The sequence below is a fragment of the Bartonella sp. AC130YNZD genome, assembly GCF_042196865.1.
Classification (GTDB): Bacteria; Pseudomonadota; Alphaproteobacteria; order Rhizobiales; family Rhizobiaceae; genus Bartonella.
In genome coordinates this window covers 1-23,582 of record NZ_JBHIQZ010000013.1, presented here as the reverse complement: position 1 = coordinate 23,582, position 23,582 = coordinate 1, and the positions used below count along the sequence as shown (strand labels likewise).

The following is a 23,582-nucleotide window of genomic DNA, read 5'->3' as shown; positions in this document are numbered from 1 at the left end:
TCATACAAAAGAAAAAAGAGGAACAAAGTTCTTAATTTATAGGCAAGATCATCATGTTTAAAGCACAAAATGTTTAAGGTGATGTTTCATTTTTAATAGTGAGATGTACTTTGCTTAAAGCCTTAGATAGATCATTTTGTAGAGCAGATTCGAGATCAACTATTGCGAGACCTTTATTATCGTTTGCTTTAATTTTAACGATCAATGTTTGTGGATTTTTAGCAAATTCTCCTAAGGATTTTGAAATTTTTTCTGCTTCGTCATGATTTTTTAGCAGAATTTTTGGGGTCTGCGTCATCATTAGATAGAAATCGTCATAAAGTTCCTTTTTTAGATCATGTTGGCTGTCATTAAGATTTTGCGCAAGATAAGAAAAAAGCTTATCAATGAAACCTGCATCCGTATATTGTATATCAATTTCATTGATGCCAAGGTCTTGAGACGCAGCAATCATTATATTTTTCTGACCCGAAAAAAGCTTTTCATCAACATCAATAACCTTAGCCGATATGTTCCCAGATCCAACGTTTTTCATATTGAAAGACATTGTATCAAGAAAGAGTATACGTTTTTTTTCATCGTAAGAAATATCAATTTTTCCTGAAACATTAAAGCGCTCAAAGTTCAGATTTTTGAAGAAATCTAAGTCTTTTTCATTCATTTTTTTAGGTAAAACGGAAAGGTTATTGAGAGAAAGAAAAAGCTTTTTAGGGATAGGTTGTTTCCACAAACTTGGTTTGAATTGGAATGATTCGAGCGTTGCTTTCAACTGCGGTATATCAACGGTGATATTATCAATTTTGGCATCCGCTGAGGTAATGGCGAGCAGTATGTTTAGAAGAAGACCATTTTGTGCTACTTTTTCAGCGATTTTATTATTCTCTTTTCTTGCATTAAGATAAGCTTTGATTAAATTTTCAGGAGTTTGCTCAAGCGGTTTCATCTTTAAACCAGATGTTTTAAATTGCCCAAGGAAGAAAGAGCTGTTTTTTTCTGCTTCTTCAAAAATATCGACATTTATATTATTCAAAGAAATGGGGCCAGTAACGGTTTTACCTTGATTGAGAGCATTGTTTTTTCCAAAAATGATAGAGTAGGCATAGTTGATGTCGATATCATGGGCTTTTATTGTATCACTTTTAGCCATAAGTTGCATCTGTTTGGCACCATTTGCTACGACCGTTTTAAGATCCATATTTTTGATACTAACTGAATGGATATGGTTATTTCTAAAATCAGAAAGCTGGAAATTCTTGATTTCAACCGTTTCTGTTCGGTTATTTTTATTTTCTATAGAAAGTTGTATATTGGGAGCAATAATTGAGGAAAGCTCAATACGCATCATTGATTGTAAAAGACGTGATGTTATCGTTCTATCTTTTTCTTTTAAGGATACATTCCGAAGAGAAATTTGGGGAATTTGCACATGAATATTATTATGCTTTAAATCAACATTATAAAATGTAAAAGTTCCGGGAATAAAGGAAAGAGGAGGACGGGCAGAAATGGCACCAATTTTAAGTGATGTACCAGCTGGAACAGGTATTGTCACATTCTTCAAATTGATTTTACCTAGAATGCTTACTTCAGATGTTTCGGCTTTTATGGAATGACGGGCTATTTCTTTTCTTACAAAACTGTCAAGATAGGGTTTTGCAATATAAAATCCACCAACAATTATAATTGCCAAGATAGCAACAAATCCAATAATGCAAGTGAGCCAATATCTGAGGTTACTTTGATACCCACTATTAAGATTGACCATTCTTTCTTCTTTCATTTTTATCACTCTTTGAATTGAGAGTGAAGATAAATTCTTTTAAGCAACGACAAAGGTTTAAATATAGCGTGTACCAGTTTCAACAATTATCTACTCTCTATATTAGAGTTATTCTCATCTTTTTTGCAATATAGCTTTATCAACTTTTATCAATTTTCTTTGGGTTCAGCACTTTATAGAAAAGCACGCATAATAAGGAGAGGCAAGTTTATGCGCATCATAATTTTTTATCACTTTAAAATTATCCTAAAATATTCCGATGTCTGCTTTTATCTTGCTGCTGTTTATAGGAATATTTAAAACATAAAAAATATGTTCTTGTTCATTATAATTTAAAGGGGAGAGGTAAGTGTTATGACAGAAAATCAAATAATGGCTTTTTCGATCATTGGTCTCATGATGGTTGTTTTTATTTGGGATCGATTTCGTTATGATCTTGTTGCTATTTGTACATTATTAATAGCTTGTGCCCTTGGTCTTGTTAGTCCGAAGGAAGCTTTTAGTGGTTTTAGTAATGATATCGTTATTATCGTGGGGAGTGTGTTTGTTGTCAGTACTGCTGTATCTCGCTCTGGTATAATGGAATTTATTATCCAACGGATATGGCCAGATGTGAAATCGGTGCGTCTTCAATTAGCTTTTTTGGTTCTTTCTGTTGTCGTATTATCAATGTTTGTTAAAAATATTGGTGCTTTAGCGATTATGCTTCCGATAGCTTTTCAGTTTGCACGTCGTTCTCAGGTTTCTCCTTCTGTCTTTTTGATGCCCATGGCTTTTGGTTCTTTGTTGGGGGGGCTTATGACACAGATAGGAACATCTCCCAATGTTGTTATTTCAGCGATGCAAGAACGTTTAGCAGGAACACCTTTTACTATGTTTGATTTTACACCAGTTGGTGCGGTTATTGCGACGGCTGGTGTTTTATATTTGGTTCTTTTTTATTGGCTTTTGCCTGTGCGTGTACGTTCAGGTGTATCGTTTGATGATGCCATTGATATTCGTAATTATGTTGCAGAAGTGCATATTCCAATAAATTCACCGATTGTGGGAAAAAATATTGTTGATTTGGTTAAGCCATCAAGTGGTGATGTTATGGTGATTCAAATCATCAGAAACAAAGTATCTATTTCACCATTACCAGATTTTGTTTTGTCTGAAAATGATATTATTTTGCTGGAAGGATCACATACAGGGTTAGATAGCGTGATGAACTCTGCTCGTTTAGAGTTTTCTAAGGGGCGAACTATTGCTGCAGGTGATAAGGACAGTGACATTGATATTATTGAAGCGGTCATTACCCATAATTCACCTCTTATTGGTATTAGTGCGAAAGAGTTTTCCCTATTTGATCACTATAATGTAAATTTGCTTGCGTTAAGTCGTCAACATGAAAGGGTGCGGGGAAGACTTGATGATATTATTTTCCATCTTGGAGATGTGATTGTTTTGCAAGGACAGGATGCAGTTATTCCAAATTTATTAAGAGAATTGAAATGCTTGCCCCTAGCAAAACGAAATATTGTGTTTGGAAATTTACGACATGGTTTCATCTCTTTAGCTGTTTTATTTATAGCAATTATTTTTACAGCTTTTCATATTGTTCCAGTTGCTTTTTCTTTCTTTTCTGCTGCTGCTGCAATGGTGATCTTTCGTGTTTTACCCGCGCGTGATCTGTATCAGGTATTAGATGGCCCAATATTAGTGCTATTAGCGGCTCTTATTCCAGTGAGTGAAGCGTTAGAGAAAACAGGATGTACGGATCTCATTGGTCAATGGCTGAGCCAATTGGCAATATTTTTCCCGCCATCCGGTGCTTTAACGCTTATGTTGGTGACAGCTATGTTGGTCACGCCATTTTTGAATAATGCAGCAACAGTGATGATGGTAGCACCAATTGCGTCAAGTTTTGCTCATTCCCTTCATTATAAGCCTGAAGCTTTTTTGATGGCTGTTGCAATTGGTGCGGGTTGTGAGTTTCTTACACCTATTGGACATCAAAGTAATATGCTCGTGATGGCGCCAGGAGGATATCGTTTTAGTGATTATCCACGTTTGGGTGCTCCATTGGCGGTGTTGATCGTTATTATTGCTGTTCCAATGCTTATGTGGGTTTGGCCCTTACAATAGGATATTTTAAAAAACTTTAAGGATCAATTATAAAAAGTTGTTAATCGCATGAAGATAAGCTGAAGGGATACACTTTGTATATAGAATTTTAACTGAAGATTTGGAATTATACCACACTTTAATCACGGCGCTTCGGTATTTTTGATACAGATAAAACTTTATCTATTTGGTTTTAGTAGACATTCGTGGAAATTTACTGTTTATTCAAGTTTTTTCAAGAATTAGTTTTTCTATTATAATTGTATAATTCAATACAACCAACGATTGCGGTTGAAGACTTCAAAAGATTATCCCTCTATATAATGGGGAGAAAGTTCGCTTGAGATGATAGGCAATCATGATAAATATTAAGGCAGTGAATTTTTCATAAGACTCAATATATGTAAAGGCTGTAATGTGAATAAACAGGGTGCTTACATCATTTTCGATTAAGACTGTTGCAAAAATCTGATTGAATTGGCTACATGTTGATTTAAAATAAATAAACGAGCAATTTAAAGATTTTTAGTTAATTAGGGCTACCATCTTTATCCATTTATGCGTAAAAGCATAGGTGAAGTAACTTTTTTCAAGGTATGATATATGTCGTATGATAGTTTTATTGCTGAAGTGAATGCAGAATTTCGTCAGGAAAAGGCGCTTGCTTTTTGGAGACGGTATGGTTTTTCAATTATTGGAGCAGCTATTCTTTTTATATTCATGATAGTTGCTTATCAAGTTTATCATCATACACAAATAAAGAAAGCTGGTTATATTGGTGATGCATTTGTAAAGAGTCTTGATCTTGCGGATACACGTGATTTTGATAAAGCGATAAAGCAATTAGAAACGGTTAAAACCTCTCATTTTGGGGGGTATCCTTTTCTTGCTCGTTTACGTGAGGCTTCTTTACTCATGGAGAAAGGTGATATTATTAAGTCAGTGGAGATCTTTGATTCTGTTGCAGCGGACGAGAAAGCACCGCAGATTTTGCAGAAAGTTGCAAAAATTCGGGCGGCTTATATTCTGGTTGATACAGGGACATTAACTGATGTTGAAAAGCGCATCAAAGATATGGCAAGTGATACCGATCCTATGCGTATGTCTGCAAGAGAAGCTTTAGGCTTAGCTGCTTATAAGGCGGATAAAATGGATGAGGCGGTTTATTATTTTAAGAAAATTTCTGAAGAAGGTTCTTTGGGTTTAAAAATAACAGATCGGGCTCGAATGATGCTTGAGCTTATACAAGCAGAGGGCAAGGCAAATAAGGAATAAATCGATGAGCCTTACCATTGCTATCGTTGGTCGTCCCAATGTTGGGAAGTCAACACTATTTAATCGTTTGGTTGGGCAAAAATTGGCTTTGGTTGATGATAAGCCTGGTGTAACACGTGATCGGCGTATTCATACGGCAAAACTTCAAGATCTACGTTTTTATGTGATTGATACGGCTGGGCTGGAAGAAGCAGGTGATCATACACTTGAGGGGCGTATGCGTTCTCATACAAAAGTTGCAATTGATGAAGCGGATCTTATTTTATTTGTATTTGATGCAAAGAGCGGAATAACACCAAGTGATTTAAATTTTTCTTCATTGGTTCGTAAATCAGGAAAGCCAATTGTGCTTGTTGCCAATAAGTCTGAGTCAAGAGCGGCAACAGGAGGAGAGTATGAGGCGTGGTCATTAGGTTTGGGGGAGCCTTGCCCAATATCGGCTGAACATGGTTTGGGACTTAGTGATCTGCGTGATGCAATTATAGATGCTGTTGGGTCAGAGCATGCTTTTGGCAACAACAAAGAAGAAGATAGAATGATACAACCTGCATCTGTTGGTGATGATGTAAAGGATTTGGAAGGAGAGGAGCTTATTTACGATGAAAGTAAGCCCATTAGGATTGCAATTGCGGGGCGTCCCAATACAGGAAAATCCACTCTTATCAATAGTATGTTGAAACAAGAGCGATTGTTAACAGGACCAGAAGCAGGACTCACGCGTGATTCTATTTCTGTAGATTGGGAATGGCGTGGTCGTCATATTAAACTTTTTGATACTGCAGGTTTACGTCGAAAATCGAGAATTCAAGAAAAATTAGAAAAACTATCTGTTGCAGATACTTTACGTGCTATTCGTTTTGCAGAAGTGGTGGTCATTGTTTTTGATGCAACGATACCTTTTGAAAAGCAGGATTTACAAATTGCTGATCTTGTGATTCGTGAAGGGCGTGTTCCAGTTATTGCTTTCAATAAGTGGGACCTTATTGAAAACAGTCAGATCACATTGATTGATTTGCATGAAAAATGTGCGCGATTTCTTCCTCAAGTTCGTGGTTTGAGAGCTGTTCCTTTATCAGGACAATATGGTCAAGGGATTGATAAACTGATGGAAAATGTCATGATGATGCACCGTGTATGGAATCGTCGTATTTCGACGGCTAAATTGAACCAATGGCTTGGAGCTGTTGTGGCACATCATCCACCTCCTGCGGTTTCTGGACGTCGACTTAAGGTTAAATACATCACACAGGTTAAGACACGTCCTCCTGGATTTATGATTTCCTGCTCGCGCCCCAAAAGTATGCCCCAGTCGTATTTGCGTTATCTTGTCAATGGGTTACGTGAAACATTTGATATGTCTGGTATACCCGTTCGCATATCATTACGAGCCTCTGATAATCCTTTTGCGACACGTTCCAAGAAGAAATGATAATTCTTTAATTTTTTAAGTGAATGAAATCTATACTTAAGAATCTTAAAAATAAGTTTTTTAATGATCTTTCTTTTCATAAAAGAAAAAGTTTTATTTGCTAAAGTTTTAATTTTATTGATAATCATTTATTATGAGCGCTATTGAATAGAGCTCTCTCATCTTGATAAAGATCATTTATTTGCATGTCATGAGAAGAGTTTAATAGGGAGTATTTAAGAATTTAATAGGGAGTATTTAAGAAAGAGTACATAATCCTCTTAATGGGTTATTTAAGTGCAAGAATAGATGCAATATGAGGGTAGGGGAATATAATTATGATGCTTGTTTGAAAAGCAGCATTAGATTATCGTTTCATAAAAATAAAGCTTATGAATAAGCGCTTTTGCTTGTTTGTCTGAATAAAAAGCAAAAATATTTGCTGAATATCCACAGATATTCAATTGTAAGGAGCGAAGTTTATAAAAGTGGATTAAAATTGTATAAAGTGGTATGGTAATCATAGTTAAATTTTATTGTGTTCTATTGGCTTAATCTATTTGAAATTTTTGATTTATTAATATCTTGTATTTAAAGGAGGTTCTCTTAATACCCTCAAGCTCATTTCGTGATGAGGCTTGTAATGGCGTATATAAAATACTTTGCGAATAGGATCATACAGAAACCATTGATTATTATCATTTTCATAAAATGAAAAGTGCAAGTTTATTCGAATAAAAGGAGAAAACCAACGTTCTCATACTGTTTTTAGTTTTCTATGTTCTCTTTCAAAACTAGGACTGATATAACATTGGGAGTTGGAAAATAAGATGGTATTAGTTTACATCTTTCGTTAAGCGTAAAATGGTTGTTCTATAAGTTTTATATTATTCACGGGAACTTTTCGTTATACATTCACGGGTGCTGTCGTGAAATCGGTTTAGGTGCTTAGAATATCTTTTTAAGAAAGCATGTAAATTGAAAAATACGTTATTTCTGCAATGAAATTTATACGATAACTTGTGATAGATTTCTTTTAGTATCTTGACGAATAAATTCGGGAACAATATGATGCACACGGTTTTATGAAATGTATTCTTACGTTGCTTTTTAATTAAGGAGCCAATGATGGCGATGGGCGAGAAACCCGTTATGAGCCGTAAGGAGGCTGAAGAGAAAAAGCAAGGAGAGTGTCTTCATTCAGAGGATTTGGAATGTCGTAGTAGGAACTTAAGCGTAGCTTTAGTGCGCAAGCAAGCATTAAAGAAGCGGGAGTATAAGAGTAAGCGGGAAAAATCACAAGGAAGGATGGCAGGTGCAATTAAGCTTTCCAGTGAGTTTCTGGCAAGTATTATAGTTGGTATTGTTTTGGGGTTGGGGTTTGATAAGTTAGCAAGTTCATGGCCTTGGGGATTGGTATTTTTTCTCTTCTTTGGATTTGCTGCGGGTGTATTGAGTATTCTTCGGTCTGTGGGGTATGTTTCCTCCAGTCAATTAGGAAAAAAAGGCGTATTGCGCCAAGATAAACAAGATAAAGGGGCCAATGAGAGGTCCGATAAATGAGGTTGAAGTGACAGCACACGCTCCAGATCCTATTCATCAGTTTGAGGTTTCAAGGCTGATTAAGATTTCCATAGGAAATATGGATTTATCGTTTACAAATGTATCATTGTTTACAGCCCTCACGGTTGTTGTAACTTCTATTTTTCTCTTTATTTCATCATCGAGTCGTGGATTGGTTCCAACGCGGATACAGTCTCTTTCGGAAATGGCATATGAATTTGTAGCATCAACTCTGCGGGAATCATCTGGTGTGCAGGGAATGCAGTTTTTCCCTTTAGTTTTTTCTCTGTTTACTTTTATTTTGGTTGCTAACTTTATTGGTCTCTTTCCTTATTTTTATACGGTTACGTCTCAAATCATGATCACGTTTTCGTTAGCAATGGTGGTAATCTTGACGGTGATTGGTTATGGCTTTTATAAGCATGGGGTCAGTTTTTTGAAACTGTTCGTTCCCAGTGGAGTTCCTGTTGTGGTTTTACCTCTGGTGACAATGATTGAGGTTATTTCTTTTCTCTCCCGTCCAATTAGTCTTTCTCTTCGTCTTTTTGCGAATATGCTTGCTGGTCATATTACGCTTAAAGTGTTTTCTGGGTTTGTTGTTTCAATGATTGGGGTAGGACTCGTAGGTGTGGGTGGTTCGATTTTACCGCTTATTATGACTGTAGCAATTACTGCTCTTGAGTTTTTGGTCGCATTTCTTCAGGCTTACGTCTTTACGGTTTTAACTTGTATGTATCTTAATGATGCAATTCATCCAGGACATTAATAAACTGGCGGTTTTCCGTCGAATAATGCAATTTCGCTTTAAAGGAGAATAACATGGAAATGGTGCTTGCAGCAAAATATATTGGTGCTGGTCTTGCTTGCTTTGGTATGGCTGGAACAGCTTTAGGACTTGGTAATATTTTTGGTAGCTATCTTTCTGGTGCATTACGAAATCCATCAGCAGCAGATAGTCAGTTTGGACGTCTCGTCTTTGGTTTTGCTGTAACAGAAGCTTTGGGAATTTTTTCATTGCTCATTGCTTTATTACTTCTTTTTGGGGTTTAATCATTATCAAAAGGGTATATCTGTTCTTGCATGAGGAAAGATTTACCCTTTTAGGCTCTTAACCAGAGAGATGCCAGAGAGATGTTAGTCAGTTATCATCGGTTATAGAGGGCTTTAATAAGCTATTTAAAGGATGAAAGAAGATGTTTGTTTCAAGCGCTTATGCACAGAACACTGAAACGTCGATAGAACATATTAAAAAGGTGGCAGAGCATGCAAAGCGTGTGTTTCCACCTTTTGATTTTGTGCATTTTGGTTCGCATTTTTTCTGGTTGGCAATTTCTTTCGGACTTTTTTATCTTTTTATCTCCCGTGTAATTGTACCACGTATTGGCGGTGTTATTGAAACACGGCGAGATCGAATAGCATCTGATTTAGATCAGGCAATGCGCATGAAGCAAGAAGCAGACATTGTTGTTGAAACTTATGAGCGGAAATTAGCGGAAGCGCGTTTGAACGCGCAGGCTATAGCGCAGGTAGCTAGTGAAGAATTAAAAGAAAAGGCAGAGCTTGAACGGAAAGAAATTGAAGAGAGTCTAGAGAAAAAACTCGCAGATGCTGAAAAACAGATAGCAAAAATTCGGGATAAAGCGATGCAAAATGTTGGTTCTATCGCTGAAGAAGTAGCTCTTGAAATTGTGAAAAAATTGATTGACGTTGATATCAGCAAAGAGGCTGTTCGTTCAGTTGTTAAAACTGCGGATTATTGAGGAAGACAAAGATGACTGATACTTTTTGGGCATTTGTTGGGTTAGTTCTTTTTTTGGCTCTTTTAGTCTATTTCCAAATTCCACAGAGAGTTATACACCATCTTGATGCGCGCGCGAAACGTATCAAAGATGAACTGGATGAGGCCCTGCGTCTTCGTGAAGAGGCACAGGAAATATTGGCTGAATATCAACGCAAACATGCAGAAGCAGAAAAAGATGCGCAAGAAATTATTGCAGCAGCAAAGCATGAAGTTGAATCTGTTATTGCTGAGGCCCGTGCAAAAGCAGAAGAATATGTAAAAAATCGCAATAAATTGGCAGAACAAAAAATTGCCCAAGCAGAAGCCGATGCAATACGCATGGTTTCTTCATCGGCGATTGATTTGGCAATTTCTACAGCACGTACCCTTATTGCAAGGGAAATAGATTCTAACAAGGCAGATGAACTTATCAAAGAGTCTCTTGAGAAAGAATCATTTATCAAAATGAAAACATATCTTAATTAATGATATTTGAGAGATAAAGAACAGTCTCTTTGGTTGCATGATTTTCTCAATATTAATTAATAAAAGTCATAAAAAAGAACAAATTATCTTCATTGTTTTTATCAGTTAATAGGGTATTTTGATTTTAAATGATAAGTTTTGAGAAGTCTGCAACCGATTGTGTAATAATGTGAGTGTGTTTGAGAAGAGCAAGACGGTTAGCACGAACATCAGGTTTTTTATCATTCACCAATACCTTTTCGAAAAATATATCAATCAATTTTCCAAGTGGCGCTAGCACACTGAGTGCAAATGATAAATTTGTCGCATTGATGGGAGCAAGAACCTGTTTTTCTACTTCACAGATTGCATGATAGAGCTGCTTTTCTTCTTTCTCGACAAAGAGTTCAGGATTAATTTCATTCGCTATTGTTGTGCTTTTTTGAAATTCATTTTCAAGAATATTGGCAGTACGTTTTACAGAGGCTACAAAGTTCATTCCATCATGGGTATTGATAAAAGCGATAAGCGATTCGACACGACGTGCAACCAATAAAAAATCATCAGAATCTTTATTTAAAACGGCTTCAAGGGCATCGTAACGAGCACCTTCCTCTTTTAGATAGATTTTCAAACGGTCATGAAAAAAGAATAACAGGTCTGATAAAATATATTCTGTTTTTTCTGGAAGCAGATTCTGCAATTGTGAATTTTCTTTTTGAGAGATTTCATATTTATTTTTTTGTTGTAAGAAAAGATTCGTTGCTAACTGGAACAACGGCATAAGATTGATTTTCCAATCTCGCGAAAGTACAAGCCTAATAATTCCCAATGCTGCTCGTCTTAACGCATAGGGATCTTTTGAGCTCGTTGGTTTTTCATTAATGAGCCAAAAGCCAACGAGCGTGTCAATTTTGTCGGCGAGCATAACGGTTATAGCAAGCGGTTCTTGTGGAAGACGATCTGTTGGTCCTTGAGGTTTATAATGTTCTTCGATTGCTACAGCTACGCAAGGATCTTCCCCTTGAAGAAGGGCATATTTTTGTCCCATAACCCCTTGTAGTTCAGGAAATTCTCCGACAATTTCTGTTTGCAAATCAGCTTTTGCAAGGATTGCTGCACGTTTTGCTAAAAGAGGATCTGTCTGTATCAAAGGTGCAATTTCTTGTGCGAGTGTAGCAATGCGTTCTACTCTTGCACCTTGCGTACCTAATTTAGCATGAAAAGTTACATTTAAATGATCAAGTCGCGCCATTCTTTGATCAAGAGGCTTTTTTATATCAAGATCAAATTTTTTTATAGAAGATTCCAATTGTTGAATATCAGGCAAATCACGCTGATCGGTTTGCCAAAAATAAAGTGCATCAGAAAGACGGGCACGGACAACCTTACTATTTCCTTTTGAAATTTCTTTGCCTTGATCATTTGAAAGAATATTAGAAACGAGAATAAAATGATGAGAAAGTTTTACTTTTTCTCCTTGTTTACGGGTAACAAAACATTTTTGATTGGCTCGAATGGTCAAGCGAATAATTTCTGGAGGAATATCAAGGAATGATTGGTCAAAATCACCCATCAAGATAACAGGCCATTCAACAAGACCAGCAACTTCTTCTAGGAGCGGATTGTCTTGAACCAGTTCTAAACCGTTGGCAAAGCAGAGATTTTGGGCATCAGCTAAAATAATATTCTTTCGTCTCTCGGCATCCAGAATGACTTTATGGGTTTCAAGTTGAGTAACATAATCATCAAAGCGGCGCACTTGAAATGGCTTTCCATCACTTAAGAAACGATGACCATAAGTTAAATTATTGCTTTTAAGAGAACCAATTGTAAACGGAATAACATGTGTTTCACCAATTTCTGGTCCGAAGACGCAAAGAATGTTTTGTAAAGGTCGAATCCACTTCAGAGCACCACTTTGTGCTGAATCTTTTCCCCAACGCATAGATTTCGTCCACGGAAAGTTGCGGATAATATTCGGTAAAATATCGGCAATAATTTCTTCTGCAGCTCGACCTTTTTTAACAATTTTAGCAATATAAAAATGCCCTTTTTTATCATCATGTCCAATATGTGCTTCAGAAATATCGTTTAATCCTGTTGCACGTAGAAAACCATCAATTACATGCTGTGGTGATTTTATACTAGGACCTCTTCGTTCTTCATGGATATCTTTTGAGCGTATGGAAAGTCCGCGTATGTCCAATGTTAGCCGACGAGGTGTCCAATATTCACGAGCAGCTTCATAGATCAATCCAGCATTCACAAGTTGATCTGTAACAGATTTTTTGAGATCAGCAGCAGCTTTTCGTTGCATACGTGCGGGTATTTCTTCACTGAAAAGTTCAAGAAGAAGATCAGACATTAGGCTTCTCCAGTATATATTTGTCCAGCTTCTGTGAGTAAGAAGGCTTCCCCACAACGGCGCGCGAGATTACGAACGCGAAGAATGTAATTTTGTCGTTCGGTTACAGAAATAACGCCACGTGCTTGCAAAAGATTAAAGATATGGCTCGCTTTAATACATTGGTCATAGGCAGGAAAAACACAGCGATGGAATACATTTTCTTTATTTGGTTTTCCAGCATCAAGAAGTGCCCTGCATTCGCGTTCTGCATCGATAAAGTGCTGATGGAGCAGTTTTGTATCAGAAAATTCGAAGTTGTAATATGAGTATTCCTGTTCTGCCTGTAAAAAAATATCTCTATAACTTATTTTGTTTTCTCCCTCCAAACCATTAAAGTTAAGGTCATAGACGTTATCAACCCCTTGGATATACATCGCTAGACGCTCAAGACCGTATGTGAGTTCCCCTGAAACTGGAGCGCATTCAATGCCGCACACTTGTTGAAAATAAGTAAATTGAGAGACTTCCATTCCATCGCACCAACATTCCCATCCAAGCCCCCAAGCACCAAGAGTGGGACTTTCCCAATCATCTTCAACAAAGCGAATATCATGCAGTTTTGTATCAAGCCCGATAGCTTGTAGCGACTTTATATAAAGTTCTTGTAGATTGAGCGGAGAGGGTTTGAGAAGCACTTGGAATTGATAATAGTGTTGTAAACGATTTGGATTCTTACCATATCGGCCATCTGTTGGACGTCGAGAGGGTTGGACATAAGCAACTTTCCAAGGGCGTAGTCCTAGAGAGCGTAATGTTGTTGCTGGATGAAAAGTTCCAGCTCCGACTTCCATATCGTAAGGTTGCAAAATTGCACATCCATAGTGTGCCCAATAATTTTGCAAAGTTAAGATTAGTCCCTGAAAAGAACGTTTGGGGGTAAGATGTTCAGGCAGTTTCACGCTTTATACTCTTTATATTGGACTAAACAAAAAACCAAAGTAATTTTAGTTTCTCTATTTATTATTCATGTGGTTTATGGTTAAGCATCGTTTATTGCAAACCAAATTTCAACTTTTCTTGAATTTGTTCAGAATTTTCTGGTTTTCCGTCAATTGCGTGATTCCATTGAAAGATTGCTTCACGTTTACGCCCAACTTTCCAATAGGCATCCCCTAAATGATCATTCAGTGTTGGGTCTTCAGGTTGTAATCTGACAGCATTTTCTAATATTTGCACTGCTTTATTATATTCTTTTAGTTTATAATAAGCCCACCCTAAAGAATCGAGAATATGACTGTTGTGAGCTTGTAAAGCAGAGGCTTTTTGTAGCATACGGAGCGATTCTTCAAGCTTCTCACCACGTTCCACAAGGGAATAGGCTAAATAATTAAGAACCTGCGGTTGATTTGGGAAAAATTCAAGTGATTTTCGCAAGTCAAGTTCTGCTTTTGGCCATTGCTTTAAACGTTCAAAAGCAATACCACGCTGATAAAAGAGTTTCCAATCGTCCTGCTGAAAGTTTTTTATCTTTGTAATAGCGTAGTCTAGAGTTTTAATGGCCTCAAGAAATTTATTGTCCTGCATATAAAAAGCAATGAGCGTTATCAAAATATTACGATCATTGGGAAATTTTTTATTTAATAATGTGAGTAATTTTATAGCTTCTTTGTAATTATTGTTATTGGCAAGAAGGAATGCAAGATGAAGTTGCCCATCTTTATAATAAGGAGATTTAGGGGATAAAGCGCGATAAAGTTTAATTGCTTGATGTGGATCGTTCAATTTAGCAGAAATGTGTGCGAGCTGAAACAGTGTTGCGTCATTTTGAGGGTATAAGGCGAAAGATAATTGCTTAAAAATACGTGCAATTCGCCCTGAGTTTTTGTGGTTGAGGGCTGTTCCAAAATTATATAATACCTCGGCTGCTCCTTGCTGAGGTGTTTTAATAACTCTCTCTAAGAAAGAATTTTTTTCAATTTTTTCTCGAAAGTTTTTAAGGACTTCTCGACCTGACAACATTTGTTCGCCATGCTGGATTGTTTGAAGAGCTTGGTTGCGCATATTATGGCGCAATTGGAATGAGGCATAGGCTATGATAATACGCTCATAAGTATTAGGAGCGATAAGAGTTCCCTGTTTGTTATTCAGTGCTTTAATGAAATATTTTTTTGCATCCTTTGGCCGTTCTGCAAGGTCGCTCATAAGTGCTAGATGATAAGATATAAAAAGATCATACCAGACAGGACCTTTGAGTTTCTTAAGATCATTGATTGCCTGAGATTTTTGTCCAGATCCAAATGTAATCCAAGCACCGATGAGTTCAGGTATTGGATTATTGGACGTAGGAAGTTCCTTTAATTTCAGAAGAGCCTTGGCATTCTTATAATCTTTTTTGATGAGACTTTCTACTGACAAAGTTAAGGAAACAAAGGGAGTTATAACATCGTTTTCTTTGAGTTTTTGGGCTTGTTGGACAGCTTCTTTAAAGTTTCCGACTGAGAGCATAGCTTCAAGGAGCTCTTTTTGTGTTTCAATGTTATCAGGTTGATAAACCAGTGCTTGTTTAAAATAATTGATAGCAAGTTCTGTTTTATTTTCATGATTTGCAACCCTTCCAGCTAAATAAGCACCTGTAAATGAGCTTGTATGAGTTGCTGCACTTATTTTACTGTAGGTGAGGGATGGCATCAGCATGATACCCACGATAAAGAGGGCAAAAAGTTGAGATACCGTTGCAGAGCACATGGAGCTAATCCTTTTCAAGATAATCAATCGATGGTGTTGTTTATAGATCATATCTCATTACTTTATTGAGAAATACTGCGCTTCTTGCAAAGAATTCAGTTTACGCGCGCAATACAAAATTCAACAGTCTCAACGAGAGCATTGTAAGCAAGATTTTCGTTCATGGGAACAAGAGCATCAATTGCATATTTTCCATAGATGCGTGCTTGTTCTATTGTATCTGTGATACTATCATACTTTTCCATTAAGTGTTGCGCGTGTGCGAAGGATTCATCATTATTATTGCCATCTTCAAGCGCTTTTTTCCAGAAATCTTTTTCTACCATATTCCCACGCTCATATGCGAGAATAACAGGCATTGTGATTTTTCCTTCTCTAAAATCATCCCCTATATTTTTTCCTAAATTTTGAGCACTACCGCTATAGTCAAGTGCATCATCAATTAATTGGAAAGCTAAACCTAAGGATGTTCCATATTCACGTAATGAAGAACGCTCTTTATTTCCATAGCCAGCAATAATGGGTCCTACTTCAGCGGCTGCTGAAAAAAGTGCTGCTGTTTTTGCATTGATGATTTTGAGATAGTCTGGAGGGCTTGTTTTGATATTTTTTGCAGCAGAAAGTTGCATAACTTCTCCTTCAGCAATAATTGCAGCAGCATTGGCTAGGACAGAGAGCGCTTCTATGGAGCCGACATCGACCATCATTTTAAAGGCCTGACCCAATAGGAAATCACCAACAAGTACACTTGCTTGATTCCCCCAAATCATCCGTGCTGTAGATTTTCCACGTCGTAAATTACTTTCATCAATCACATCATCGTGTAGTAATGTTGCTGTATGCATAAATTCAACAGCTGTTGCGAGTTTTATATGCCCGTCACTTTGATAACCGAACATATGAGCAGAAGCAAGCGTAATCATTGGACGTAATCGCTTTCCACCTGATGAAATAAGATGGTTAGAAATTTCAGGGATCATCTCAACCTCTGATTTTGCCATAGAGAGAATAAATTGATTTACGCACTCCATATCTTTTTGAGTAAGATTGACAAGAGATTGAAGAGAAATTTGATTATTTCTTATTTGTTTTGGTTTGATAGCTGCACTCAATGTGTTTACTCCTAGAGTATTGCAATGGACATATATAAAATTTACTTTATTCATTAGCATAAAGGGGGTTTGGTTTTGACTCAAGCTTTTGATGTCGTTTAAAAGTGTTAGCTTGGAATGTTATTGGCAAGAAATGTTCTTTAGCGAGTGTAATCTTATTGTTATAAAATAATAAAAAATTTAAAATAGCAGCTGAATGGCAAAAATGCAGTTTATAAAGGTGAGCATTAGGCTTTTAAATGGATAAAGCAGCGAATCAGAGTGGTGAAACAATTGACAGTTTTCACCGCGGGAAATTTTATTTGGTTCAACCCCATAAATATGGTCATCGTTCTGGAATGGATGCGATGTTATTAGCTAGTTTGGTTCCAAGTGATTTAAAGGGCAAGGTTGTTGATTTAGGTGCAGGTGCTGGAGCTGCAGGGTTGGCTGTTGCTTCGCGTTGTCTGAAAGTTCATGTTACCTTAGTTGAACGTTCAGCTTTTATGGTATCTTACGCTCAAAAAACGCTTATGCTAAAACAAAATAAACAATTTGCTAGCCGAATTTGTTTGCTAGAAGCAGATGTTACCTTCAAAGGGAATGCCCGTATAAAAGCAGGTTTGATAGATAATAGCTTTGATTTTGCGATTATGAATCCACCTTTTAATAATCCCACCGATCGTAAGACACCTGATAAACAAAAATCTGAAGCACATGTTATGTCTGAAGCAATGTTTGATAACTGGTTGCGGAGTGCAGCAGCTATTGTTAAGCCAGGTGGATACTTAGGGCTCATTGCACGTCCACAATCGCTGACAGATATCTTGCGTGCTTTAGAAGGGCGTTTTGGTGGTATTTGTATAATTCCTGTGCATGCCCGTGCGAAAACAGCAGCAATTCGTCTTTTATTTTACGCAAAACGAGGAAGCAGAGCAGCTTTATCTATTTTACCGGCATTGGTTATACATGAAGGTAATGACCATACTTTTTCACCTCGAGTTGATGCAATTAATAATGGATATATAAGCTTGTGGGAACTTTTCTAATAGTATCTTGTGTTTTTTAGTTTATTATTTAAAGTCTACACTTTGTCATTAGGGAGGTTTAGCTTTTGGGTGAAGTTATATTTCTGGTTGTAATGTGGGGATTGATTGGCGCTTTTGGATATTATAGCGTTGTTCCTTTTTGTTGTCCTTGCCTATTTAATTGTTCTTAATTTATAAGGAGATTTTGTTTTGATGGATTTTATTAAAAGTTTTATTCCACGCCGTTTTTCTTCCGATAAACTTGAAATTCCTGTGGTGCGCCTTCAAGGAGCAATTATGGATTCATCAGCATCTATATCTCGTACCCTTTCCCTCAGTAGGTGTGCAAATCTTTTAGAGAAGGCTTTCGCACACAAAAAGTCACCGGCTGTTGCACTTATTATTAATTCTCCTGGTGGTTCACCTGTACAATCGCGTTTTATCTTCAAGCGCATTCGTGACTTGGCAGAAGAAAAAAATAAAAAGGTTCTTGTGTTTATTGAAGATATTGCAGCATCTGGTGGTTATATGATTGCTTGTGCAGGGGATGAAATTTTTGCAGATCCTTCTTCAATTGTTGGTTCCATTGGAGTGGTTTCAGCTTCCTTTGGTTTTCCGGAACTTTTGAAGAAAATTGGTATCGAACGGCGTGTATACACAGCAGGAAAGAACAAAGTTACATTAGATCCATTTCAGCCAGAAAAAAAGGCGGATATTGAGCATTTGAAATCTCTCCAACTTGAAGTGCATCAAACTTTTATCGATTTGGTTAAAGAACGGCGTGCTGAAAAATTATCAGATGATTCGAATCTCTTTACAGGAATGTTTTGGAGTGGAAAACAAAGCGTTGAGCTTGGTCTGGTTGATGGATTGAATGATGTACGTTCTGTTATTAAGGAGCGCTTTGGTAATGATGCAAAACTTCGACTTATTATGCCTCCAAAAAGTTTTTTAGGACCTAAAACGCCTTCAGGAGTGACGGCACATACGGTTTATACAGTCGTTGATAGTGCATTGATGGCAGCAGAAGAGCGAGCGCTTTGGCAGCGTTATGGTTTGTGATGGAAAGGTTCATTCAAGCCAGAGAGATTTTTATCTAAAAACAGATGCTAGAAGAAAAAAGGCTTGAAATGATATGAATGAAAACATGTCGTTTATTTTGTATGAGTGCTCTTTATATTTATTGTTTGTTTAGAAAACGATTAAGAATATTCCAAGCTGCTTATAGGGCTTGTGCTAATAAAAGTATGGATAAAAGGGGGAATTTGTAAAAGAACCCTATGTAAGTGAATATTACGTCATATGATATCAAATGTACAAACTTCGTTCCAAAGACATTCCTATTTATTTACACCTATTAAATTGAATTTAGCTCTACATGTTGTGGGGCAACGTGCTGATGGATATCATTTAATAGAAAGTTTGGTTTATTTTAGTCTTAGCGGTGATTGTCTACACTATGCACCTTGTGAAAATAATCAGTTTGTTTTGACGGGGCCGTTTGCAAAAGGACTTGTTTCTCATTTAGACAATTTGGTTATTCGCGCACGGGACTTTATGCATAAGACTTTTCCGGAATGTGCTCAACCTGCTTTTTTTCGGCTTGTAAAAACATTACCTGTTGCTTCAGGCATTGGTGGTGGCTCAGGTGATGCAGCTGGGGTTATCAGCATGTTGCGTCGGCAGTGGAATCTTGATTGCTCTTACGAAGAATTAGCAAAAATGAGCTTAGTTCTTGGTGCTGATGTTCCCATGTGCCTTTGTGCATTAAAGTATCAGCAGCCGCTTTTGGTTAAAGGAATTGGTCAAGAGATGATACGACTAAAAGAAGCTTGTTCATTAGCAATGGTATTGGTTAATCATGGACAAGAGATTTCAACACAAGCTGTTTTTAAAGCGTTAGAAAAGCGTCATAATCCTTCTTTAAAAATTAATACAGACGCTTTAAAGAGTGTTGATTCATTAGTTGAAGTTTTACAAGAAACGCGTAATGATCTTTTTTCTCCTGCATTAAAAATAGCACCTCAGTTAGCTGAAGTGTTATCTATATTAGATGAATGTGGGGCTCTTTTTTCCCGTATGTCTGGAACGGGAGCAACTTGCTTTGGCATTTTTAAAAATAAACAAACGGCGCAACAAGCAGCTCTTTTTATCAAATCAATGCACCCAAATTGGTTTGTAAAACCTATCATGACTTAGGAAATATTTGATAAATAAATATAAAAGCTTTTATTTCATCATGATTTTATTATACATAATAAAAGAGGGTAACCAAAGAAATGTGTTTTTTTATTTTTTGTGCAAGAATTCGCGGAATGTTTGAAGAGGCATTTAAAACTGTAATGCTTGCAAAAAATGATCAGTCTACAGAAATAGATGTATGTTTGTTGTATTTGTGATTTATCAAAGATGTTTAATTTTCCGCTAAAACCAAATTTTTCGTGCGAATTGGATTTGCAAAAACAGGGTTTTTTTTATATAGCAGGTGTTGATGAAGTAGGACGGGGACCTCTCGCTGGACCTGTGGTAACAGCAGCAGTTATCTTGGATAAAGATCGTATTCCTAATGGGTTAAATGATTCAAAAAAACTTTCTTTTCTCCAACGAAATAGACTTTATCATGAAATTTTGCAAAGTGCATTAGCGGTTTCAGTTGCCAGTCTTTGTGCCCGTACAATTGATCAATCCAATATTAGAAAAGCAACTTTAGAAGCAATGAGTCGCTGTATTATAGGATTAGCCATACCAGTCCACTATGTCCTTGTTGATGGGCGTGATATTCCTTCTGAGTTGTCCTGTCCTGCAATGGCGTTGATTAAGGGTGATCAGCGTTCGGTTTCCATTGCAGCCGCATCTATTATTGCGAAAGTAACGCGTGACCGGATGATGGAATGTGCAGGACAAGTTTATAAAGGGTATGGTTTAGAGAAGCATGTAGGTTATGCAACGCTAGCGCATCGTACAGCTCTTGATAAATATGGACCAGTTATAGGATTACATCGTTATAGTTTTGCACCACTAAAAGAGTGTAAAAAAGGCAATTAAAATCAATAATTTATTACAAGAGTAAGGGATTTTATAATCATTGATTCTGTTATGTTTTTTTGGGTATCTATCCCTAACCTTTTTGAAGCTTTTTTATCACTTATTCCCATCCATTTTTCCAGATATAGAATCAGATATTTCTAACATGGGCTTGACTCTTATTGTTATTAACCGTATAGCAATGATATACGACAAGGGGCGGTATATGGCAATTGTGAGTTTTAAACATAAGGGCTTAAAATTATTTTATACAACAGGTTTCACAAAAGCTATTTGATCAGATCACGTAAAAAATCACGTGTTATCTTAACGGCTTTAACAAGTGCTACTACGCCTGAAATGTTGAGAGCGCCTGCCTTTAAAATACACCCTCTTAAAGGTGAACTTACAGGGTACTATTCTATATGGATGAATGGAAATTGGCGTGTTACTTTTCGCTTTATAGGAACAGATGTGGAGCTTGTTGATTATCAAGATTACCATTGATGAGAGGAATGAAAAAAAAATGATGCATAACCCCGCACATCCGGGTGAAGTTCTGAAAGTAGCTTTCTTAGAAGAAATGGGGATAACAATACAAAAATTAGCTGATCATCTCCATATGACAAGAGCTTCTTTATCAAGAGTGATTAACGGACATGCTTCTATAAGTACCGAGCTTGCTATTAAATTAGAATTAGCTGGTTTTAGTAAAGCAAAATTTTGGTTGGATATGCAAACAAACTATAATTTATGGCAAACAAAGCAACAGGCACAACCACCTATTTCTCTTCTTGTTTCTGATACACCTCAAACGCCGCTTTGATTTCGTTAATAATTTTGATGGTGCTTTGGTTTGTTTTTTTAGCTTCTGCCCATTGCTCTAACTTTTTTGTAGCTTTTTGATTGCTTCTATTGCAAGTCGTTTTCTATCGGCTGTTCTGGTACAAAGGGATGCCATTTTATCTTCTGTCCAGCCAAAAAGCGCTTTCATTTGTGAAACCGTAGCACCAGCATTGGCAGCACGTTTTGCTGCTAATTTTCGCAATCGGTGCGCTGATTTTTTAATACCCGCCGCATTACATGCTTCATGAAAGAAGTTGCCAAAACTTTCTTTGACAAGCTTATTTCCACCTTTACCACAAATGAATGTTTCATCACCTATGGGACCAATTTTAAGGGTTTCCTCTAGTTCTGATAAAATAGGAAGAAAAACATCTGTTTTAAATTGGCTCTTTTCTGTTTTTAAATGAATAATATTATCTGTTGTGATATCTTTCCAGCCGATACGAACGGCATCACCACGACGCAAGCCTGTATAAAGAAGAACATCAATCCAGACGCGTTCATGTGTACCATGTGACCAACGGTGATAATATTTGTCTATGTCCTCTTCTAGCCATGGCAGTAATCCCCCACTGTTTAAAGATTTTGGTGCTTTTATATTAAAAGCAGGATTTCTCTTCAAAAGATCATTATCAACCGCCCAATTAAAGAGACCGTTTAAAGAGGTCAAAAAATGTTTTACCGCCGCGGGGGGCTCTCGCCTTCTATCTACGGCTTCAAGAATGTGTTGTTTGTTTATGCTTTTATATGCACGATCACTGATATGTTTAGAAACATTATTCAGAATTCGATATTTAACTTTTTTAGTAGATTCTGATTGATTATGCCATTGCATGTTTTGTAAATACTGATGCAATAACCAATCGAAAGAGCCTTTTGTAAGTCTGTTTATTTTCTTGGAGATGCCATTTTGCGCTTGTTTAATAGCCAGCGTATATTTGCTCTGATGGAAATCAATGGACTGTCATAAATTTTAGCTTTTCCACTAATAAATGTGCCACCGTAAACATGTGCATCCCCAAAAACCTTGGCATAACCATAGACTTTTGCATAATCACTTATCCAGTAATTGCCATCATGACTTAGATTGTCTTCTTTTTGTATAAAAGCGCCAAGATCACCTGCCTTTACATCTCCAAAGTCTCTCAAAGCACGGATGCGGTAAAGTGTAATGTATCCACCAACCTCAATTTTTTTATCAGTCAGTTCATATTTCTTTTCCTTGATTTGCGCAGAATTCATCCGTAGCGTGAATCATGCATCACTTAAAAGTTGTTAGGAATGGGTAGGGGGCTGGGAGGCATATGGGCACTCCCATTTTAAAAAAATATGCAAATTTATTTTTTAGGTGTGCTTAATTTCATATTTCCAATCAGGCAATGGAATGAGAGCTAATGCGAGTTGTCCTCTATGACACATGCATACATTGGCTTCAAAACAGGTGATTGCAACGCGCTTTTTGTTAAAAAAAATTTGATATAATTTGTTTATTGCACAAGAATTATCCTTGAGAGTTGTATTTTGATAATCTTCAAAAAGGCGATCATAATCTTTTGTGTTTTCAAATTTCTTCGTTTTTCAGAGGCAATTCCAAGTTCAGGCATATGCCATATATTCAATATCAATGTTGTTTACAACTTTCTCTAATTGTCTTTTTGAAAATCCGTATTTTCTGCTTATTGGATTTTTACGAATATCATACAAAAGTTTAATATTATTTTTGATAAGTTGATTGAAATAGTCCTCAAAGGATTTTCTTTCATAGCCAATGGTAAAAAACAAAGCTCTCATCTTTAGCAGACTGTATGATGATATGTTTGATGTTACACACGTTTAATTTCCTTAGTAAATAGGTGGGGGCTCCATGAGTGCCTCTTTCCAAAAGGATAAATCCTCTAGCGATTATCATAGTGTTGTGGAGCAATCAGGCATCAAAGCGGGTGATGGCGGCTTTAATATCATTGTTAAAGACAAAACAACGCTGACCGGAGGTATTATTGAAAGCACCGCGCCGGCAGATAAATACAGCCTGACCACAGGAAGCATTACCACCAGTGATATTACCAACAGTGCGAATGCCAAAGCCAGCAGCCATGGGTTTAGCATTTCTGGGAATGACAC

20 protein-coding genes and 3 pseudogenes are annotated in these 23,582 nt (G+C 36.9%); 15 read left to right on the top strand and 8 right to left on the bottom strand.

Features of this window, described 5'->3' with window-relative positions:
• Positions 1 to 73: 73 nt before the first annotated feature.
• Positions 74 to 1,780 carry a hypothetical protein gene (locus tag ACFINU_RS06315; protein ID WP_375618445.1) on the bottom strand — a complete coding sequence of 569 codons (1,707 nt, stop codon included), beginning with the start codon at positions 1,778 to 1,780 and terminating at the stop codon, positions 74 to 76.
• 354 nt (positions 1,781 to 2,134) lie between these two features.
• On the opposite strand from ACFINU_RS06315, the gene ACFINU_RS06310 reads away from it, so the two are divergent.
• The 8 genes from ACFINU_RS06310 (at position 2,135) to ACFINU_RS06275 (ending at position 10,398) form a co-directional block, all read left to right on the top strand.
• On the top strand, positions 2,135 to 3,907 hold the full coding sequence (locus ACFINU_RS06310) for an SLC13 family permease (RefSeq protein ID WP_375618446.1): 1,773 nt from the start codon (positions 2,135 to 2,137) through the stop codon (positions 3,905 to 3,907).
• 582 nt (positions 3,908 to 4,489) lie between these two features.
• Entirely contained in the window at positions 4,490 to 5,161 is a 672-nt protein-coding gene (locus ACFINU_RS06305; protein WP_375618447.1) for a tetratricopeptide repeat protein, read from the top strand.
• A gap of 4 nt (positions 5,162 to 5,165) precedes the next feature.
• The gene (der, locus tag ACFINU_RS06300; protein WP_375618448.1) at positions 5,166 to 6,590 is read left to right on the top strand and encodes a ribosome biogenesis GTPase Der; all 1,425 of its coding nucleotides are present in this window, start codon (positions 5,166 to 5,168) and stop codon (positions 6,588 to 6,590) included.
• 1,107 nt (positions 6,591 to 7,697) lie between these two features.
• On the top strand, positions 7,698 to 8,132 hold the full coding sequence (locus ACFINU_RS06295) for an AtpZ/AtpI family protein (protein ID WP_375618449.1): 435 nt from the start codon (positions 7,698 to 7,700) through the stop codon (positions 8,130 to 8,132).
• 7 nt (positions 8,133 to 8,139) lie between these two features.
• Complete coding sequence (locus tag ACFINU_RS06290) at positions 8,140 to 8,898, top strand: F0F1 ATP synthase subunit A (RefSeq protein ID WP_375618463.1); 759 nt, start codon at positions 8,140 to 8,142, stop codon at positions 8,896 to 8,898.
• 53 nt (positions 8,899 to 8,951) lie between these two features.
• Positions 8,952 to 9,182 (top strand): F0F1 ATP synthase subunit C, encoded by a 231-nt coding sequence (locus tag ACFINU_RS06285; RefSeq protein ID WP_005773968.1) that lies wholly within the window; start codon positions 8,952 to 8,954, stop codon positions 9,180 to 9,182.
• A 143-nt stretch (positions 9,183 to 9,325) separates the two neighbouring features.
• A complete protein-coding gene (locus tag ACFINU_RS06280; RefSeq protein WP_375618450.1) occupies positions 9,326 to 9,892 on the top strand; it encodes a F0F1 ATP synthase subunit B in 567 nt (188 codons plus the stop codon).
• 11 nt (positions 9,893 to 9,903) lie between these two features.
• Positions 9,904 to 10,398 carry a F0F1 ATP synthase subunit B gene (locus tag ACFINU_RS06275; protein WP_375612090.1) on the top strand — a complete coding sequence of 165 codons (495 nt, stop codon included), beginning with the start codon at positions 9,904 to 9,906 and terminating at the stop codon, positions 10,396 to 10,398.
• A gap of 124 nt (positions 10,399 to 10,522) precedes the next feature.
• Here ACFINU_RS06275 and glyS read toward each other — a convergent pair whose 3' ends face one another.
• The 4 genes from glyS to ACFINU_RS06255 form a co-directional block, all read right to left on the bottom strand.
• Positions 10,523 to 12,745 (bottom strand): glycine--tRNA ligase subunit beta, encoded by a 2,223-nt coding sequence (gene glyS / locus ACFINU_RS06270; protein ID WP_375618451.1) that lies wholly within the window; start codon positions 12,743 to 12,745, stop codon positions 10,523 to 10,525.
• Positions 12,745 to 13,686, bottom strand: coding sequence for a glycine--tRNA ligase subunit alpha (locus ACFINU_RS06265; protein ID WP_375618452.1), 942 nt, complete (start codon positions 13,684 to 13,686; stop codon positions 12,745 to 12,747). Before ACFINU_RS06265 ends, glyS begins: the two co-directional genes overlap by 1 nt.
• Before the next feature lie 91 nt (positions 13,687 to 13,777).
• On the bottom strand, positions 13,778 to 15,472 hold the full coding sequence (locus ACFINU_RS06260) for a tetratricopeptide repeat protein (RefSeq protein ID WP_375618453.1): 1,695 nt from the start codon (positions 15,470 to 15,472) through the stop codon (positions 13,778 to 13,780).
• Between the two features lie 95 nt (positions 15,473 to 15,567).
• Positions 15,568 to 16,644, bottom strand: coding sequence for a polyprenyl synthetase family protein (locus ACFINU_RS06255; protein WP_375618454.1), 1,077 nt, complete (start codon positions 16,642 to 16,644; stop codon positions 15,568 to 15,570).
• A 179-nt stretch (positions 16,645 to 16,823) separates the two neighbouring features.
• Between ACFINU_RS06255 and ACFINU_RS06250 the strand changes: the two genes are divergently transcribed.
• The 6 genes from ACFINU_RS06250 to ACFINU_RS06225 all read left to right on the top strand — a co-directional run bounded on the left by ACFINU_RS06250 (position 16,824) and on the right by ACFINU_RS06225 (position 21,441).
• A complete protein-coding gene (locus ACFINU_RS06250) occupies positions 16,824 to 17,612 on the top strand; it encodes a tRNA1(Val) (adenine(37)-N6)-methyltransferase (RefSeq protein WP_375618455.1) in 789 nt (262 codons plus the stop codon).
• Between the two features lie 192 nt (positions 17,613 to 17,804).
• Positions 17,805 to 18,653, top strand: coding sequence for a S49 family peptidase (locus ACFINU_RS06245; RefSeq protein WP_012754808.1), 849 nt, complete (start codon positions 17,805 to 17,807; stop codon positions 18,651 to 18,653).
• Between the two features lie 240 nt (positions 18,654 to 18,893).
• Positions 18,894 to 19,790, top strand: a complete 897-nt coding sequence (locus ACFINU_RS06240) for a 4-(cytidine 5'-diphospho)-2-C-methyl-D-erythritol kinase (protein WP_375618456.1) — start codon at positions 18,894 to 18,896, stop codon at positions 19,788 to 19,790.
• A 177-nt stretch (positions 19,791 to 19,967) separates the two neighbouring features.
• Positions 19,968 to 20,636, top strand: a complete 669-nt coding sequence (locus ACFINU_RS06235) for a ribonuclease HII (protein WP_375618457.1) — start codon at positions 19,968 to 19,970, stop codon at positions 20,634 to 20,636.
• 273 nt (positions 20,637 to 20,909) lie between these two features.
• Positions 20,910 to 21,122, top strand: a complete 213-nt coding sequence (locus tag ACFINU_RS06230) for a type II toxin-antitoxin system RelE/ParE family toxin (RefSeq protein ID WP_375618458.1) — start codon at positions 20,910 to 20,912, stop codon at positions 21,120 to 21,122.
• Between the two features lie 19 nt (positions 21,123 to 21,141).
• Entirely contained in the window at positions 21,142 to 21,441 is a 300-nt protein-coding gene (locus tag ACFINU_RS06225; protein WP_375618459.1) for a HigA family addiction module antitoxin, read from the top strand.
• Between the two features lie 57 nt (positions 21,442 to 21,498).
• Here ACFINU_RS06225 and ACFINU_RS06220 read toward each other — a convergent pair.
• The 3 genes and pseudogenes from ACFINU_RS06220 to ACFINU_RS06210 all read right to left on the bottom strand — a co-directional run.
• Positions 21,499 to 22,398, bottom strand: a pseudogene (locus ACFINU_RS06220) (tyrosine-type recombinase/integrase); the annotation flags it as partial.
• Complete coding sequence (locus ACFINU_RS06215) at positions 22,350 to 22,703, bottom strand: hypothetical protein (protein WP_375618460.1); 354 nt, start codon at positions 22,701 to 22,703, stop codon at positions 22,350 to 22,352. The gene ACFINU_RS06215 and the pseudogene ACFINU_RS06220, both read right to left, overlap by 49 nt.
• Before the next feature lie 102 nt (positions 22,704 to 22,805).
• Positions 22,806 to 23,252 (bottom strand): annotated as a pseudogene (locus ACFINU_RS06210) (DUF488 family protein).
• Between the two features lie 67 nt (positions 23,253 to 23,319).
• Between ACFINU_RS06210 and ACFINU_RS06205 the strand changes: the two are divergent.
• Positions 23,320 to 23,582: pseudogene (locus ACFINU_RS06205) on the top strand (filamentous hemagglutinin); the annotation flags it as partial.

Excerpts from the sequence above, each read along its gene's own strand:
- ACFINU_RS06215 (WP_375618460.1), bottom strand. The coding sequence starts at position 22,703 with ATGAATTCTGCGCAAATCAAGGAAAAGAAATATGAACTGACTGATAAA.
- ACFINU_RS06315 (WP_375618445.1), bottom strand. The coding sequence starts at position 1,780 with ATGAAAGAAGAAAGAATGGTCAATCTTAATAGTGGGTATCAAAGTAAC.
- ACFINU_RS06295 (WP_375618449.1), top strand. The coding sequence starts at position 7,698 with ATGGCGATGGGCGAGAAACCCGTTATGAGCCGTAAGGAGGCTGAAGAG.
- ACFINU_RS06250 (WP_375618455.1), top strand. The coding sequence starts at position 16,824 with ATGGATAAAGCAGCGAATCAGAGTGGTGAAACAATTGACAGTTTTCAC.
- ACFINU_RS06260 (WP_375618453.1), bottom strand. The coding sequence starts at position 15,472 with ATGTGCTCTGCAACGGTATCTCAACTTTTTGCCCTCTTTATCGTGGGT.
- ACFINU_RS06240 (WP_375618456.1), top strand. The coding sequence starts at position 18,894 with ATGATATCAAATGTACAAACTTCGTTCCAAAGACATTCCTATTTATTT.
- ACFINU_RS06285 (WP_005773968.1), top strand. The coding sequence starts at position 8,952 with ATGGAAATGGTGCTTGCAGCAAAATATATTGGTGCTGGTCTTGCTTGC.
- ACFINU_RS06225 (WP_375618459.1), top strand. The coding sequence starts at position 21,142 with ATGATGCATAACCCCGCACATCCGGGTGAAGTTCTGAAAGTAGCTTTC.
- ACFINU_RS06275 (WP_375612090.1), top strand. The coding sequence starts at position 9,904 with ATGACTGATACTTTTTGGGCATTTGTTGGGTTAGTTCTTTTTTTGGCT.
- ACFINU_RS06245 (WP_012754808.1), top strand. The coding sequence starts at position 17,805 with ATGGATTTTATTAAAAGTTTTATTCCACGCCGTTTTTCTTCCGATAAA.
- ACFINU_RS06310 (WP_375618446.1), top strand. The coding sequence starts at position 2,135 with ATGACAGAAAATCAAATAATGGCTTTTTCGATCATTGGTCTCATGATG.
- ACFINU_RS06255 (WP_375618454.1), bottom strand. The coding sequence starts at position 16,644 with ATGCTAATGAATAAAGTAAATTTTATATATGTCCATTGCAATACTCTA.
- glyS (WP_375618451.1), bottom strand. The coding sequence starts at position 12,745 with ATGTCTGATCTTCTTCTTGAACTTTTCAGTGAAGAAATACCCGCACGT.
- der (WP_375618448.1), top strand. The coding sequence starts at position 5,166 with ATGAGCCTTACCATTGCTATCGTTGGTCGTCCCAATGTTGGGAAGTCA.
- ACFINU_RS06235 (WP_375618457.1), top strand. The coding sequence starts at position 19,968 with ATGTATGTTTGTTGTATTTGTGATTTATCAAAGATGTTTAATTTTCCG.
- ACFINU_RS06280 (WP_375618450.1), top strand. The coding sequence starts at position 9,326 with ATGTTTGTTTCAAGCGCTTATGCACAGAACACTGAAACGTCGATAGAA.
- ACFINU_RS06305 (WP_375618447.1), top strand. The coding sequence starts at position 4,490 with ATGTCGTATGATAGTTTTATTGCTGAAGTGAATGCAGAATTTCGTCAG.